Annotated in this window: 18 protein-coding genes and 3 pseudogenes; 10 read left to right on the top strand and 11 right to left on the bottom strand. The window is 69.8% G+C overall.

What is annotated here, in order from left to right; genetic code table 11:
• The 5 genes from QMK30_RS37195 to QMK30_RS37175 form a co-directional block, all read left to right on the top strand.
• Window positions 1-625 (top strand): hypothetical protein (locus QMK30_RS37195; RefSeq protein ID WP_502963304.1); only part of this gene is annotated, 625 nt, incomplete at its 5' end.
• Window positions 622-1,617 carry a DUF6895 family protein gene (locus QMK30_RS37190; RefSeq protein WP_283522765.1) on the top strand — a complete coding sequence of 332 codons (996 nt, stop codon included), beginning with the start codon at window positions 622-624 and terminating at the stop codon, window positions 1,615-1,617. The genes QMK30_RS37195 and QMK30_RS37190, both read left to right, overlap by 4 nt.
• Complete coding sequence (locus QMK30_RS37185; RefSeq protein ID WP_283522764.1) at window positions 1,614-2,543, top strand: DUF6895 family protein; 930 nt, start codon at window positions 1,614-1,616, stop codon at window positions 2,541-2,543. Before QMK30_RS37190 ends, QMK30_RS37185 begins: the two co-directional genes overlap by 4 nt.
• Entirely contained in the window at window positions 2,540-3,658 is a 1,119-nt protein-coding gene (locus QMK30_RS37180; RefSeq protein WP_283522763.1) for a serine hydrolase domain-containing protein, read from the top strand. Before QMK30_RS37185 ends, QMK30_RS37180 begins: the two co-directional genes overlap by 4 nt.
• Before the next feature lie 90 nt (window positions 3,659-3,748).
• Entirely contained in the window at window positions 3,749-4,051 is a 303-nt protein-coding gene (locus QMK30_RS37175; protein WP_283522762.1) for a hypothetical protein, read from the top strand.
• Window positions 4,052-4,192: 141 nt separating this feature from the next.
• Here QMK30_RS37175 and QMK30_RS37170 read toward each other — a convergent pair whose 3' ends face one another.
• The 5 genes and pseudogenes from QMK30_RS37170 to QMK30_RS37150 form a co-directional block, all read right to left on the bottom strand.
• Window positions 4,193-4,669 (bottom strand): superantigen-like protein SSL4, encoded by a 477-nt coding sequence (locus QMK30_RS37170; protein WP_283522761.1) that lies wholly within the window; start codon window positions 4,667-4,669, stop codon window positions 4,193-4,195.
• Window positions 4,653-5,144, bottom strand: a complete 492-nt coding sequence (locus tag QMK30_RS37165) for an RNA polymerase sigma factor (protein ID WP_283522760.1) — start codon at window positions 5,142-5,144, stop codon at window positions 4,653-4,655. The genes QMK30_RS37170 and QMK30_RS37165 overlap by 17 nt, the downstream gene beginning before the upstream one ends.
• A gap of 88 nt (window positions 5,145-5,232) precedes the next feature.
• Window positions 5,233-5,844 carry a class F sortase gene (locus QMK30_RS37160; protein WP_283522759.1) on the bottom strand — a complete coding sequence of 204 codons (612 nt, stop codon included), beginning with the start codon at window positions 5,842-5,844 and terminating at the stop codon, window positions 5,233-5,235.
• Window positions 5,841-6,203 carry a sortase-dependent protein gene (locus tag QMK30_RS37155; protein ID WP_283522758.1) on the bottom strand — a complete coding sequence of 121 codons (363 nt, stop codon included), beginning with the start codon at window positions 6,201-6,203 and terminating at the stop codon, window positions 5,841-5,843. Before QMK30_RS37155 ends, QMK30_RS37160 begins: the two co-directional genes overlap by 4 nt.
• 192 nt (window positions 6,204-6,395) lie before the next feature.
• Window positions 6,396-6,675: pseudogene (locus QMK30_RS37150) on the bottom strand (metal-sensitive transcriptional regulator).
• 23 nt (window positions 6,676-6,698) lie between these two features.
• Here QMK30_RS37150 and QMK30_RS37145 point away from each other — a divergent pair.
• Window positions 6,699-7,268, top strand: coding sequence for a rhodanese-like domain-containing protein (locus QMK30_RS37145; protein WP_283522757.1), 570 nt, complete (start codon window positions 6,699-6,701; stop codon window positions 7,266-7,268).
• Window positions 7,269-7,652: 384 nt separating this feature from the next.
• Here QMK30_RS37145 and QMK30_RS37140 read toward each other — a convergent pair whose 3' ends face one another.
• From QMK30_RS37140 to QMK30_RS37130, 3 genes are read right to left on the bottom strand one after another with little or no spacing between them, the layout of a single operon-like run.
• The gene (locus QMK30_RS37140) at window positions 7,653-7,850 is read right to left on the bottom strand and encodes a hypothetical protein (RefSeq protein WP_283522756.1); all 198 of its coding nucleotides are present in this window, start codon (window positions 7,848-7,850) and stop codon (window positions 7,653-7,655) included.
• Between the two features lie 18 nt (window positions 7,851-7,868).
• Window positions 7,869-7,997 (bottom strand): hypothetical protein, encoded by a 129-nt coding sequence (locus tag QMK30_RS37135; protein ID WP_283522755.1) that lies wholly within the window; start codon window positions 7,995-7,997, stop codon window positions 7,869-7,871.
• 2 nt (window positions 7,998-7,999) lie between these two features.
• Window positions 8,000-8,518 (bottom strand): NAD(P)-dependent oxidoreductase, encoded by a 519-nt coding sequence (locus QMK30_RS37130; RefSeq protein WP_283522754.1) that lies wholly within the window; start codon window positions 8,516-8,518, stop codon window positions 8,000-8,002.
• 196 nt (window positions 8,519-8,714) lie between these two features.
• Between QMK30_RS37130 and QMK30_RS37125 the strand changes: the two are divergent.
• Window positions 8,715-9,103: pseudogene (locus QMK30_RS37125) on the top strand (helix-turn-helix domain-containing protein); the annotation flags it as partial.
• Here QMK30_RS37125 and QMK30_RS37120 read toward each other — a convergent pair.
• The 3 genes and pseudogenes from QMK30_RS37120 to QMK30_RS37110 form a co-directional block, all read right to left on the bottom strand.
• A complete protein-coding gene (locus tag QMK30_RS37120; protein WP_283522753.1) occupies window positions 9,101-11,512 on the bottom strand; it encodes an ATP-binding cassette domain-containing protein in 2,412 nt (803 codons plus the stop codon). The pseudogene QMK30_RS37125 and the gene QMK30_RS37120 sit on opposite strands and share 3 nt — an antisense overlap.
• Before the next feature lie 155 nt (window positions 11,513-11,667).
• A pseudogene (locus tag QMK30_RS37115) lies at window positions 11,668-12,083 on the bottom strand (VOC family protein).
• Window positions 12,084-12,093: 10 nt separating this feature from the next.
• Window positions 12,094-12,513 carry a helix-turn-helix domain-containing protein gene (locus tag QMK30_RS37110; protein ID WP_283522766.1) on the bottom strand — a complete coding sequence of 140 codons (420 nt, stop codon included), beginning with the start codon at window positions 12,511-12,513 and terminating at the stop codon, window positions 12,094-12,096.
• A 221-nt stretch (window positions 12,514-12,734) separates the two neighbouring features.
• On the opposite strand from QMK30_RS37110, the gene QMK30_RS37105 reads away from it, so the two are divergent.
• From QMK30_RS37105 to QMK30_RS37095, 3 genes are all read left to right on the top strand, one after another.
• Window positions 12,735-13,088 (top strand): DUF8825 domain-containing protein, encoded by a 354-nt coding sequence (locus QMK30_RS37105; protein WP_283522752.1) that lies wholly within the window; start codon window positions 12,735-12,737, stop codon window positions 13,086-13,088.
• 6 nt (window positions 13,089-13,094) lie between these two features.
• Window positions 13,095-13,457, top strand: coding sequence for a hypothetical protein (locus tag QMK30_RS37100; protein WP_283522751.1), 363 nt, complete (start codon window positions 13,095-13,097; stop codon window positions 13,455-13,457).
• Window positions 13,458-13,816: 359 nt separating this feature from the next.
• On the top strand, window positions 13,817-14,021 hold a 205-nt coding region (locus QMK30_RS37095; protein ID WP_283522750.1), incomplete at its 3' end, for a helix-turn-helix domain-containing protein.

Genomic DNA, 14,021 nt, shown 5'->3' with positions numbered 1-14,021 from the left:
GGGGGGGGCACCCCACCGCTCCGCACTGCCCCGGGCGAACAGCCAGGGGCACGACGAGAGGCTCACGCTGGCAGCGCTGCGTATTCTGGGCGCCGATGCCCTGCTGCCGGCCGCACTCTCCCCCGAGCAACCGGTCGATGAAGCCGGACTGGCCCTCATGGACAGATCCCTCCTTGCCCATACCCCGTCCGCCACGGCACCGGCGACGGCGCTGTGGAGCCACTGGGCCATGGACCGAGCGGTCCGCCGACTGCGTTCCCCCTCCCCCACAACCTGCGCGCCGGAGCCGGACACCCAATGGCTCCACGGCACGTCCTGGCAGATGCTGACTCATCAGCTGGCCGTACTCAGCGCGCTGGCCGTGCCCGGTGCCGCCTGCGGCGTGAGCCACCTGGCCGCGAGCCGGCCGGTCGATGTGGCCCGCGGGTTCGTCAGGGCGGTACGCCGCCGTGACTGGCTGCAGGCCGCCGGAGCCGGGCGATGGCTGACGCTGCTCGACGGCGTTCCCCCGTCCCTGGGGCTGGATACGGGCCTGGAGTTCGTCGCCCAAATGGGCGCCCCCGATGCCAGGGTCGCGTTGCAAGTCCAGGCCGCCCGGATGCTGCGCCCAGGAGCAGCACAGTGACGTCCGAGGTGCCCCGGGGCGTGGCCGAGGCAGCGGCGGGCTGGCTCTGGGAGCACCGGGAGGGCTTTCGCCTGGGCCAGGACGCCCTCGCAGCGCACGGGGATGTGAACAGGACATGGAAGCCGCTGGGTGAGCTGGCCCAGGTGTGCGTACCCGTGCTGCATCACACCCCGGTGGGCACCCTGCTCCACGAGAGTGCGGCCGGTCTGCTGGACTTCGCATGGCAGGAGACCGGGCAAGGCGCCGTGCTAAACGAGTTGCAGCGCCTGGAGCCGTTCGCGACCTATCCCTTGGAGATCTACGCAGCCTTCACGTCCGGGGGTCTGCGGCACGCAGGATTCGAGCAGGCCACGGCGCTGGTGGCCGCCACCCGTGGGTGGCGGGGGTGGGAGCAGGTTCCGACGCGCAAGCTCGGTGTGCTCAACAGCGAGCGCCGCGCCGGGCTGGCGCAACATGACACGGTGTCCGCCGCCCTGGAGCGCACCTGGCTCGCCAGTCTCGCCGAGCCATGGGTGTTCGACCGGGAGGTGGGCTACACGCTGACGCACACGGTCTTTCATCTCACCGACTGGGGCCACGACGCGCAGGGTGTCCCGCCGTATCTCGCCGATTACCTGGAGCTGTGGCTGCCGGCCTGGCTGGCCACCTGTATGGAGGACGACCAGTGGGATCTCAGCTGTGAACTCCTGGCCGTGGCCGCCAACCTGCCGCGCCTCTCGTCCCATCCAGATACAGACACAGAGGCAGAGGCAGACACCATCTGGGAGACCATCGCCGCAGCGCAGACGGGCGGTTGCCTGCCCGAGGTGGGTCCCGGTCCACTCGGCCGGGCCATGGCCCAGGACTTTACGCACTGCTACCACTCGACGCTGATGGCCCTGTTCGCCGGTGCTCTCACCAGCGCCCGTCCCCCCATGGGGAACACACACGATCCGGGGGGCGACGGTCGGCAGAGTTTCCAAGAAGCCCGCGGACAGGGAGTGGCGACATGACCAGTACGCGGCTGATCCACGCCGTCGGTGCCAGTGCCATCGAGTGGTTGCACGCCCACCGTGACGGGTTCCGTCTGGAACTGGACGTCGACCCCGAAGTCGGCTTCCTGGATCGCTTCAAACCGGTCGGGGAACTGGCGCTGATCTGCGCGGTGCTGTTCCGCGAGGGGGTGTCCGGGTCCCGTCAGACCGCACTCGCACGCCAACTGATCGACCACGCCTGGCGGGAGGTTCTGGACGGCGGGAACATGCTGATGCGCGGCCACCGCATCGAGCCGACCTCCCCCATCCCCTTCGAGGTGTATCTGCCGTTCAGGGAACTCGGTTACACCCACCCCGACGTGGAACGGGCCGCCGCACTCCACCACCGCCTGACAAGCGCAGCGGCGCTGGAGACCACAGCGGTACGCCGGCTTGGGCTCTCCGCCTTCGAGGGCCGCTTCGGCCTGGAGCCGCGCACATCGATCCAGGACGCCACCGCCCGGACCTGGCTGGCCCACTCCCCCGAACCCTGGACGGTCGGGGCCCGTATCGGCTACGACATCACCCACACCGTCTTCCACCTCACCAACTGGGGGGAAAACGCGCGGGGTCTGCCCCCTCCGATCGCCGACTACCTCGCCCTGTGGCTACCGGCCTGGCTGGACGACTGGCTGAACCTGGGGCGCTGGGACCTGTTGGGCGAACTGCTGGTCGTCGATGCCTGCATGCCGCAACCGACCCTCGACGCGCGTATCTGGGAAGGGTTCGCCGCCGCCCAACAGGCCGACGGAGCCATGCCGGCCATGCTCGAGATGCCTCAGGGCGACCCTCAGGACGTCTTCGACCTCATCTACCACCCCACACTCGTCGCAGCCTTCGCCTCCGTACTGGCGACCTCACGCACGTTGACCCGTCTGTCGTCCCAGGCGCAGGCGCAGGCATGACCGCAACCGCCCGCTGGCCCGCCGGGCCGGCTCCGCACATCACAGCGTTGTCCGACCCCCCACCGGGCAACGTCCCAGCAGGAAGCGCCGGTTCGGGCCCCGAGGAACTGGCCGAGATGCTGCTCACCGCAGTGGACAGCATGGACGCCCCCGATGTCGTCTTCGCCCTCTCCCGAAACGGCCATCGCCTCATCCGCAGCGGAGGCACCGGCACTCCCCCGGATCTGCCCCGCGACCAAATGCGCTACGAACTCGGCTCGGCCTCCAAGACCTTCACCGGACTGCTGCTGGCCCACCTCATCCAGACCGGCCGACTCACCGGCGGCGAAAGCGCGATCTCCTGCCTGGCGCCCGCCAGAGCGGCCGGGGAGCACCCCATCACCCTGGCGCACCTCATCACCCACACCTCCGGGTTGCCGCCCCTGCCTGCCGACTTCTACCCTCAGGCACTCCCCCGCTGGTCCACCAGCCCCTACGCCCACTATTCGCGCGACCAAACCATCGCCGCGTTCCTACGGGCCCGCCCCCGCCACAGCCCCGGCGACCGCTGGCGATACTCCAACTTCGGCGTCGCCACGCTCGGACACGCCCTCGCGGCGGCCACCGCCACCCCCTGGGAGACCCTGCTCACCTCCCTGGTCCTGCACCCCCTCGCCCTCACGGACGTCACACTGCAACCCACCCCCGACGGTTTCGACGCCACAGGGCACCGGGCCGACGGAATCACCCCCACCCCGGCCGTGCTCATCCCCGGCTTCCGAGCAGCGGGCACCGTACGCTCCACCCCCCACGACCTGCTCACCTACCTCGAAGCGCACCTCCGACCCGACAACCACTCCTTGGCACAAGCTCTGCACGCCGTACGCGCCCCTGTCCTACGCCGAGGCCTTCGCCACCGCCACACCCACACCCTGACCTGGTTCCGCCACCCCACGTCCAACGGCCCCCTGTACTTCCACAGCGGCGCCACCAGCGGCCAACAAGCCTTCCTCGGCTTTCACCCCCCCACCAACACCGCACTCGCGGCCTTTGCCACCCGCCGCTTCCGCCGGGCCGACACCTTCATCTCCACCGCGTACAGCCTCCTCGCCCAAGAGGCCGCTCTCACGAAGTAGGTCGACCAGATCCGGTCGCGGGTGCGGACCAGTGCTCCGCAGCGGGATCACCCGGCGGAGTACGGTGCTTGGGCTCGTCCGGGACGGGAGGTGCACCGGTTCGGGGCAACGGCAGAATCCACCGCGCGCCAGGTATGTCCTTGGCCGTGCTTACGCATCCTGCCGGCCCCCGCATTACCGGGCGGGGCCTATCTGGGACCGCTCGACCGCACCGGCCGCACCATTGACGAGCACTGGATCTGCCTGCACGTCGAGTCGTGGTCCTATTCCGCTTCCGGAACCGGCCGGATCGACCTCACGCTGGACATCTCCTGCGACGATTTCCGCACCGCGTGGGCTCGCAAAGCCCACGAGCTCTGGTCGGCAGGACCGCCGACCGAACCCAACCTCTGAGCCGCAGTGGACTCGATCGGCCACGCCGACTTCCTGCGGGAGCGCATCGACGGGACAACGGGTGACTGATAGCCCCGCCCCGTCCACGGCAACATCACCTTGCGGTTGCCGTGGATCTGACCGCGACCGTGAAATCCGGGTCTACAGGCGGGTGCTGCTCTCGGCGCTGGCGCGGGCTCCGTTGCGAACCGGCGGCTCGACGGATTGCGGAGTCGGCTTCGCCGACGGCACGCTACCGGTGGAGACCGCCGGGTTGCTCGGGGTGGCGGGGCTGTCGGTCCGGGACGGCTCGCTGGGGCGGGGGTTGACTCGCTCGGGTGACGCCGGCGGGGTGGGCCCGGTCGACGGACTGCTCGCGGTTGGTGGGGCGAGGGGGACCGTTGGGGACACGGGTGCGCCGGGTGTCGTCAGAAGCAGCGGCAGTGCGATACAGGCAGCGGCGACGCACGACAGCCCGACCCCGGCTGCTGCGCGCAGCAGCCGACGGCGGGAGGCACCTCGGCGGATCTCCTCGTACCGGCCGACGGGTGGGCCGAGGTAGTCGGAAGTGGGCCGCAGGATGCCGGCGAGCGGGTCGTCGGGTTCGAAGTCCGGACCGTCGTCAGAGTGTGTGATCAAGGCTTCTCCTCAGGTGGGCGCGGAGCAGTTCTCGGGCCGCGTGGAGGTCGGCCTTGACCGTTCCTTCCTTGCGCCCGGTCAGCACGGACACCTCCCGGATCGGCATGTCGGCGTAGTAGTGCAGCAGGATCGGAACGCGCAGCCGTTCCGGCAGCGACTGTACGAGCAGGCGTACCGACGGGTCGGCCTGTTCGGTAGGTGGGCGGACGGCGGCTTCGGCGGTGGCGCGGTGCACGGCTTTGCGTTCGCGTTCGACCTTGCGCCAGTGGTCCCGGACGAGGTTGGCCGCAGTGACATAGAGGAAGCCTCGGGGCTCCGTCACGGAGGTCCACCGGGCCCAGAGCCGGGTGAACGCCTCGGAGGCGATCTCGTGGGCCGTCTCGTCGTCGTCGACCAGGCGGCGGCACCAGCCGGCGAGGCGTGGGTAGAGGGCGGCGAACAGCTCGGACGCTGCTGTCTCGCGGGACCGTTTCAACGCTCTCCATGCTCGTGAGGGCACTCGTGGGCAAGGATCCCGGGCGGGCCGGACATGCGGTCCACCGGCCCGGGATCCCGGCAGCGGGTCAGGAGCCGTCGGAGCTCAACATGGCGAAGACGATCACGCTGTCGCGGTACCCGTCACCGGAACGGGGGCCGGCGCAGGTGATGAGCCGCAGCTCCGGACGGCCCACGTTCCCGTAGACCGCCCCTGTCGGAAAGTCCGCCTGCGCGACCGTCCGTACGGCGTCGACGGAGAACACCGCCGCTGTACCGTTCTCCAGGCGCGCCACGATCCGCTCGCCCCGCCGCAACCGCGCGAGGTGCCGGAAGACCCCGTCCCCGTATGCGCCGACCGTGACATGGCCGAGAATCACCGACGGGCCGATCCCTCCCGGCGTCGGCGAGTGCCGGTACCAGCCCGCCCGGTCGTCCGCCGCGATCGGGGGCACCTGCACGCTGCCGTCCGCGGCCAGCCCCAGCTGCATGACCGGGGTGTCGACCCCGATCGCCGGGACCTGCAACCTGACCGGGACCGAACGCCCCAGAGCCTGCGCCGCCTTCGCAGAGGGCCGCGCGGGCGAGTGCGTGTTCCGGGGGTGTGCGGTCGTGGCCCGGTCGGGCCGGTGGCCGCCGCAGCCCACGAGCAACGAAGCCATCGCCGCGGTGGCGAACGCGCGCCTGGAGGGCGAGGTCATGCCCCGGTCGCCCGCAGGCGACGTACCAGAAAGACCGTGCCGGCGGCGAACACCGCGACGGCACCCCCGCCGATCAGTCCACCCTCGGCGCCGGACTGCGCGGACACCGGCGCCACGCCGGTGTCGGGCGCCCCCTTCGGTACGGCGGCGACCTCCTTCGGGTCCGTCACCCGGGGCCGTACGGCGCTCGGAGTCCGTGCGACGCTCGGCGCCGGAGTGGCGCTCGCGGGGGGTGCGACCCTCGGGGTCGGGGCAGCGGGTGCAGGGGACGGGATTGTCCCGTCGGCGAAGGCGGGCACCGCGCTTGCCAGCACCGCGGTGCACGCGAGGGCCATGGCACTGAGGACAGTTCGGCGCATGAATCGCTCTCTTTCGTCGGTTCGCCCGCCCGGTGACGCGGCGGGCCGGGTTATTGATCGAGAGCAGAGACGACACAGCAGCAGAGTGAGTTGCAAAGAGATGGCAAAGGCGTCGGAAGCTGCCGTCTCACACGCAGGATGCACACAGCAGCCCTGGCGCAGCCGCTGGACAAACGAGCCGGATAGCGCTCCTCAGGTCAGGGAGAGGAGCAGCTCCTCCAGCCGGGCCCGCATCCAATCGCGGCACCCGGCACCCGCCCGGCACTCGTCGGCCATGCAGTGCTGCGGCCCGGTCGCGACGATGGCAGAACCGGCCCGTTCACGGCACGCGAGACACGGTCGGCTGCGTGATGACGTCCCCACAGTCCTGGCCCTCCCTGATCATCTTGATGATTCCGGCATTCTGTCCCTGCGCCCCGCACAGTCGGTTGGGCACCGACGTACGGTTGGGCGGGACGGACCACCCCTGCACCACGAGAGGACATCACCCCCCTCATGAGCACCCCCACCACCGTCGTTCCCGCCCAAGCCGCCGCCCGCCTGGAGCGGTATACCGTCATCGACGTCCGTGGCCCCGGCGAGTACGCCGCGGGCCATGTCCCCGGCGCGCACAACATCCCGCTCGACCGCCTTCACACCGCGCTGCCCGCTCTCAAGGCCGCAGCCGTCTCCGGTGACCTCCTCATGGTCTGCGCATCGGGCAATCGCTCCACCACCGCCTGCCGGCAGCTCGCGGCCGCCGACATCCCCGCCGCGACCCTCACCGGCGGCACCACCGCCTGGGCCCAGCAAGGGCACCATCTGGACCAGCCCGAAGGCGTGCGCAACGTGTGGCCGATGGAGCGCCAGGTCCGCCTTGCCGCCGGCTCCCTGGTCGTCCTCGGACTCGCCGCCGGCACCCGCTACAAGCCAGCCCGCTGGCTCTCCGCCGCCATCGGCACCGGCCTGATCTTCTCCGCCGCCACCAACACCTGCGGCATGGCAGCCGCCCTGGCCAGACTTCCCCACAACCAGCCCCGCCACGCCGACCTCCACACGACTCTGCTGGCCCTGCAGAGCTCGTAACGCTCCGTTGGGTTCCGGCTGTTCCTTTACTGGGAGGCGCCCGCAGGTGTCGGCGTCGGTCCGGCGCGATCATGAAGTCGTCGATCCACGTCACCCGCGAGCGTGCCGAGGAGTCCGCCGTGCCCGGTGCTGCCCTCTGCCCCTGCGGGTCGCCCGGTCGAGCCGCACATAGATCAGACAGCACTCAGGAGAGCTGGTCGCAAGTGCGGCAAAGGAAGCCTCGACTTGATGACTTCAGGACTTGAAAGGATTCTCCACCGACATGTCGTGGGCTCTGATCGCCGATTCGCTCTGCCGTCCACCATCCCTCGCTGGTTAGGTTCGCCTAACCAGCGAGGGGAAAGGGACTGAAGGACTCATCCTCAAAGCGTGGCGAGCCGACGACTACCGGCCGCGCGTCACCTCGATCGCGATTTCGCTGAGTTCGCCCCAGTTGACACTGCTCGGCGCCACGCGTTGGAGCGCGTACGGGGCAGCCAGCAGAACGCCGCAGACGAGAACAGCGCCCACGCCGTACGCCAGGAGTCGGCCGGCAGGTCTGCCGAGCGAGGCGCCCCACCAGTCGATCAAACGATCCAGCACTTCGCATCCCCCTTGGCTTCAGCGACCCGCAGCTCTGGTGCCATACCCCTCCGAAAGGCGAACACAACAGATCTCGACCAGCCGGACCACGTCGAGCTTCAGCTCCGCGGCCAGGGCGACGATCTCGCCGACAGCGGCCTGGTTCATCATCAGCAGGGCGTTGTTGAAGAGCTTCGTCCTCTTCCCGGCGCCCCCACATCGCCCGGACGGACGACGTGACGGGAGAACGAGGCGAAGACCTTCTCGCACCCTTCGGCGACCGGCCGCGGGCCACCGACCATGGTTGTCAGCCGGCGTTCCTCGGCCGCCGGCCGGCCGCCGCTGACGGTTGCGTCCAGGGCCGAGATGCCGGCCTCGGCACACACCTCGGTGAGCCGTACGGCGTTGCCCGGCAGGCCCGTGCCGTGGTTGACGACGATCGATCCCGGCCGCAGCCCTTCCAGCAGGCCGGTGACCAGCTGGAGCACGTCGTCATCGGTCCGCACGCGCAGCGCGACGATGTCGCACGCCGCGGCCAGGTCCTTGACGCCGTCGTGGCCGATGTGCGGCGAGGCGCTCAGAGCGTCCAGGAATGTGGACCGCCAAGCCCAGGCATGCAGAGGGAAACCGGCCTCGGCGACGGCCTTCGCCATGGGCAGCCCCTGGTCGCCCAAGCCGATCCAGCCCACAGCGGGCGCCGTAGATGCTCCTGTTGCTGTGTCATGCCTCCACCGTGCAGACAAAACATGTGAACAGCCAGTAGACCCGCCTTCACAGGACTATCAGTACCAGGCACATCTACCAGTACATTTGCCACACTGTCCCGTATGTCAACGACGGAACTCGACACAGCAGCACTGCGGCACTGCGGCACTGCGGCACTGACGCGATCAGGTCTCCCCCGAGGCAGCGGGCCTGCCCTCCGGCGGCCACCGGCGCACCGCAGGGCTACGCCGCGAAGAGCTGGCCCAGCTGGCCGGAATCTCCGTCGACTACATCACTCGGCTCGAGCAAGGCAGAGCCACCACGCCCTCCGCGCAGATCGTCGAGGCCCTGGCCCGTGCCCTGCGGCTCTCCGGGGACGGGCGCGCCCACCTCTTCCAGCTGGCCGGCCTCGCGCCACCGGGCCCCGACATGATCTCCGCGTACATCACCCCGAGCGTCCAGCGGATGCTGGACCGGCTGACCGGCACCCCGAAGCGGTCTTCGACGCCACCTGGACCCAGCTCCTTGCCAACCCCTCTACGCCGCTCTGTGCTGTCGGGCCTCCGTCAGGTGCCGACGTAGGCCGCCAGGTGCTCGCCGGTGAGGGTGGGGCGGTCTGCCACGAGGTCGGTGGGTGTGCCCTCGAAGACGATCCGGCCGCCGTCGTGGCCGGCGCCGGGACCGAGATCGATGATCCAGTCGGCGTGTGCCATGACCGCCTGGTGGTGCTCGATGACGATGACCGACTTGCCGGCGTCGACCAGCCGGTCGAGCAGAGCGAGCAGCTGCTCGACATCGGCGAGGTGAAGTCCGGTGGTCGGCTCGTCAAGGACGTACACGCCGCCCTTCTCGGCCATGTGCGTGGCCAGCTTGAGCCGCTGCCGCTCGCCGCCGGACAGCGTGGTGAGCGGCTGTCCGAGGCTGAGGTAGCCAAGGCCGACGTCGGCGAGCCTGCCGAGGATGGCGTGCGCGGCCGGGGTGCGTGCCTCGCCTGCGCCGAAGAACTCCTCGGCCTCGGCCACCGACATCGCGAGCACCTCGCTGATGTCTCGGCCGCCGAAGTGGTGGTCCAGCACCGATGCCTCGAACCGCTTCCCCTCGCACTCCTCGCAGGTGGTGGCGACTCCGGCCATCATGCCCAGGTCGGTGAAGATGACGCCGGCGCCGTTGCAGTTGGGGCAGGCGCCCTCGGAGTTGGCGCTGAACAGCGCCGGCTTCACGCCGTTGGCCTTCGCGAACGCCTTGCGGATCGGGTCGAGCAGTCCGGTGTACGTTGCCGGGTTGCTCCGTCGCGAGCCGCGGATCGCAGCCTGGTCGATGACCACCACACCTTCGCCGGCGGGGATCGACCCGTGTACGAGCGAGCTCTTGCCGGAACCCGCCACCCCGGTGATCACGCAGAGCACCCCGAGCGGGATGTCGACGTCGACCTCCTGAAGGTTGTGTGTCGTCGCGCCGCGGATCTCCAGCGTGCCGGTGGGCTTTCGCACCGTCTCCTTGAGGGTGGCCCGGTCGTCGAAATGGCGGCCGGTGACAGTGCCGCCGGCCCGCAGCCCCTCGACGGTGCCCTCGAAGCAGACGGTGCCGCCCGCCGTACCGGCGCCGGGGCCGAGGTCGACGACGTGGTCGGCGATCGCGATCGTTTCCGGCTTGTGCTCCACGACGAGGACCGTGTTGCCCTTGTCCCGCAGCCGCAGAAGCAGGTCGTTCATCCGCTGGATGTCATGGGGATGCAGCCCGATGGTGGGCTCGTCGAAGACGTAGGTGACGTCGGTGAGCGAGGAGCCGAGGTGGCGGATCATTTTGACGCGCTGCGCCTCGCCGCCCGACAGTGTGCCCGATGCACGGTCGAGCGAGAGGTAGCCAAGGCCGATGTTCACGAACGAGTCGAGGGTCTGCTGCAGCGCGGCGAGAAGGGGCGCCACCGTCGGCTTGTTGAGGCCGCGGACCCATTCGGCCAGGTCGCTGATTTGCATCGCGCAGGCATCGGCGATGTTGATCCTGGCGATCCGCGAGGAACGGGCCGCCTCGCTGAGCCGGGTGCCCTCGCACTCGGGGCACGAGGTGAAGGTGACCGCCCGGTCCACGAACGCGCGGATGTGCGGCCGCATCGCCTCCCGGTCTTTGGAGAGGAACGACTTCTGGATCTTCGGGATCAGCCCCTCGTAGGTGAGGTTGACACCCTCGACCTTCACCTTGGTCGGCTCCCGGTAGAGGAAGTCCTGCATCTCCTTCTTGGTGAACTTGCGGATCGGCTTCTCCGGGTCGAGGAACCCCGACTCGGCGTAGGTCCGCACAGTCCACCAACTGTCCGACTTCCAGCCGGGGATCGTGAACGCGCCCTCGGCGATCGACTTGGAGTCGTCGTAGAGCTGGGTGAGGTCGATGTCGGTGACCGCGCCCCGGCCTTCGCAGCGCGTACACATGCCGCCGGTGCGGGTGAAGGTCTGCTTCACGGTCTTGCTGCCGGCGCCGCGCTCCACCGTGATCGCACCGCTGGCCCGGACCGAGGCGACGTTGAAGGAGAACGCGTTGGGTGAGCCGACGTGCGGCTTCCCGAGCCGGCTGAAGAGGATGCGCAGCATCGCGTTGGCGTCGGTGGCGGTGCCGACTGTGGAGCGGGGGTCGGAACCCATCCGCTGCTGGTCGACGATGATGGCGGTCGTCAGCCCTTCGAGTACGTCGACCTCGGGCCGCGCCAGCGTCGGCATGAAACCCTGCACGAAGGTGCTGTAGGTCTCATTGATCAGTCGCTGCGACTCCGCGGCGATCGTGTTGAACACCAGCGAGCTCTTGCCCGAGCCGGAGACACCGGTGAACACCGTCAGCCGGCGCTTCGGGATCTCGATGCTGACGTCCTTGAGGTTGTTCACCCGCGCGCCGTGCACGCGGATTGAGCCGTGCACGCCGATCAGCTCGTGGCTGTCGGCACCGTGCGGCGCAGGCGACTGCGTATCCGCCCCCTTGGCCTTGCTCATTGCGTCTCCATCGGTTGGGCGGGGCCGCATTCGCGGTCACCGTCGGTGTCGCCTGGCTCGATCCGACCAGCTGCGAGCAGTGCGTCCGGCTTCTGCTTCGTCGGCGCGGTCGCGGCAGCCATGGGCCGGGACCTTACCGCCGCCGCAGGCGGTTGTTACCGCTTTCGGGGCTGGTTGAAGCGGAGCATGTTGCCGGCCGGGTCGCGGAAGGCGCAGTCGCGGACGCCGTACGGCTGGTCGATCGGCTCTTGCAACACCTCTCCGCCGGCGGACCTGATGCGTTCGAAGATGGCGGCGCAGTCGTCGGTGGAGAAGATCACGCCGCGCAGCATGCCCTTGGCCAGCAGCTCCGCCATCGCCTGCCGGTCGGCCGGGGAGGCGTTGGGGTTGGCGAGCGGCGGTTCGAGGACGATCTCCACGTCGGGCCGCGCGGTCGATCCGACGGTCCCCAGCGCATCCCCTCGAAGGCGACGTCGTTGCGTACCTCAAGGCAGAGGACGTCTCGGTAGAAGGCAAGTGCCTTGTCATGGTCGTCAACTGCGATGAAGCACTGGGAGAGCTTTATGTTCATGCCTTTGACGCTACGAGGCGGCGTCGGATTTCGCTTCTCCGATCCTGACCGGTCGCGTAAGGATCTTGGCGACGCACGCCGGGATCGCGGCGCCGACGTCGTGGCGGCGGGCCCGGTAGGCGCTGGGGCTCTCGCCGACCAACTCGGTGAAGCGCGAGCTGAACGACCCCAGTGACGTGCATCCGACCGCGAAGCAGACGTCGGTCACGCTCAGGTCGCCTCGCCGCAGCAGCGCCTTCGCGCGCTCGACACGGCGGGTCATCAGGTACCGGTAGGGCGTTTCCCCGAAGGCGGCTCGGAAGCTGCGGGAGAAGTGCCCGGGCGACATGAGCGCGACGCTCGCCAGGGCCGGAACGTCCAGCGGCTGCGCGTAGTCGCGATCCATCGTGTCCCGGGCCCGGCGCAGCCGTACGAGGTCCTCCAGGGTCATGGGTACCAGCATTGCACGGTGGCGGTGGCCTGCCTCTGTGTCTGTGCTCATGCCGTTCGGCCGGTCACCTCCCGGCCGGGACAGTGCCTCTGCGCACGCGCGCGGAGCCGGCGGTCCAGCCTGCCCCGCAGCACTGCTCTCGGAGCTGCCGCGGGCCAACCGAGTGACCTTGGGCGCGCCCAACCGCCCGAATGTATTCGAACACACGTATCATTTCGAGAGTGACGACGTACGACTTCCCCCGAGACCTCCATGCCGCCCAGATGCGCCTGCACCAGCTGCGGGCCGAGCAGTACGCGCTGGGGCGGGCCCTGCCCTGGTCAGTCGAGCCGGCCGATGGCTGGACCGCGCCGAAGACGGTTCAGGGCGGTGAGCCCCGGAGCCTGCCGGCCAGCCCCGGCTACACCGAAGCGCAGACGGGCGAGATCGCCCGGCTGCGCGGCGAGGTGCTCGCCCTGGCCGTCACCGTGACCACCCACCCGTACTGGGGCACCTGCTCCGAGGGCCTGGTCGATCTACGGACGGCGCTCAAGCACTTCCACGGACCGGCCTGCGAGTACGACGAAGCGGCGTAGGCAGCCATGGAGGAGAAGCGGTCGTCCTGGGACGGGGAGATACCCGACGCGGCGACGGAGATCGGGCCCCCGGTCCGGGTCCTGCTGCCCGACGGACAGGAGGTGCGGGCTCTACTCCTGGCCAAGGTCCAGGTCGGCGACGGTTCCTGGTGGTTCGAAGTGGCCCTGCCGCTGTGGAGCCAGCTCGTCACCCGCGAAGGCCGAGTGACGCACACTCCCGCCGACGCGGTTTTCCTCGCCCCGGCGAAGGTCGTCACCCCCGTCGACGGCCAGAACTATCGCGGCACTGCCGTGCGGCGCGCCCCCTCGGCCGTGAGGCGGCAGAGGCAGACCGGTCGCTCACGCGGCAGCGGGCCGCCGGCGCCCTGAGGAACCGGTCGTCGCCTTCCTGCGTCACGCGGCACCGACCGAGCGGGAGGAGCCATACGCACTCGCCTCCGGCTCCTTGGCGCAGGCGATGGAGTGTTTCAGCGGGTGGTCCTCGCCCGGGGACGGCAACGGCGGCGGCCGATCCCTGCACTCCGGGCAGGCGCTCGCCCACGGTGCGGTTGAGCAGGATGTAGCGGCCCCAGCAGACTGCGGCGATCAGGGCCAGGCCGATGCCGAGACAGTCGGTGCTGGGTTGGGGGCGGTAAGAACCACCACGCCCGCGGCGGCGAGAGCACGGCCAGATCGATACGGCGGCGCGAGCCGCCAGGGCCACGGCGAGAGGGCCGAGGAATTCCAGGGTGACCGCGAGGCCGAGCCCGATCCGGTCGATCGCCATGTACGGCGTCAGGTTCATGGCCGCGAACACGGCGGCCAGCCCCAGGACCGGCCGCCACTGGGCGGCGGTGAACGAACGCAGCTTCGACACCGGCAGCTTCACCGACGCCGCGATCGAGCTGGGTGTCTCCCAGGCAGCGGTCTCGCGCACGCTGCTCGCCTTGGAGG

The sequence above is a fragment of the Streptomyces sp. H27-C3 genome, from assembly GCF_030063415.1.
GTDB lineage: Bacteria > Actinomycetota > Actinomycetes > Streptomycetales > Streptomycetaceae > Streptomyces.
The sequence above is the reverse complement of the archived record's forward strand: the minus strand, read 5'-3'. Positions and strand labels throughout refer to the sequence as shown.

Bases quoted from the DNA above. Each gene is read 5' to 3' on its own strand.
- QMK30_RS37185 (WP_283522764.1), top strand. From the start codon at position 1,614: ATGACCAGTACGCGGCTGATCCACGCCGTCGGTGCCAGTGCCATCGAG.
- QMK30_RS37120 (WP_283522753.1), bottom strand. From the start codon at position 11,512: ATGAGCAAGGCCAAGGGGGCGGATACGCAGTCGCCTGCGCCGCACGGT.
- QMK30_RS37180 (WP_283522763.1), top strand. From the start codon at position 2,540: ATGACCGCAACCGCCCGCTGGCCCGCCGGGCCGGCTCCGCACATCACA.
- QMK30_RS37160 (WP_283522759.1), bottom strand. From the start codon at position 5,844: ATGACCTCGCCCTCCAGGCGCGCGTTCGCCACCGCGGCGATGGCTTCG.
- QMK30_RS37110 (WP_283522766.1), bottom strand. From the start codon at position 12,513: ATGACCCTGGAGGACCTCGTACGGCTGCGCCGGGCCCGGGACACGATG.
- QMK30_RS37100 (WP_283522751.1), top strand. From the start codon at position 13,095: ATGGAGGAGAAGCGGTCGTCCTGGGACGGGGAGATACCCGACGCGGCG.
- QMK30_RS37135 (WP_283522755.1), bottom strand. From the start codon at position 7,997: ATGAACCAGGCCGCTGTCGGCGAGATCGTCGCCCTGGCCGCGGAGCTG.
- QMK30_RS37145 (WP_283522757.1), top strand. From the start codon at position 6,699: ATGAGCACCCCCACCACCGTCGTTCCCGCCCAAGCCGCCGCCCGCCTG.
- QMK30_RS37155 (WP_283522758.1), bottom strand. From the start codon at position 6,203: ATGCGCCGAACTGTCCTCAGTGCCATGGCCCTCGCGTGCACCGCGGTG.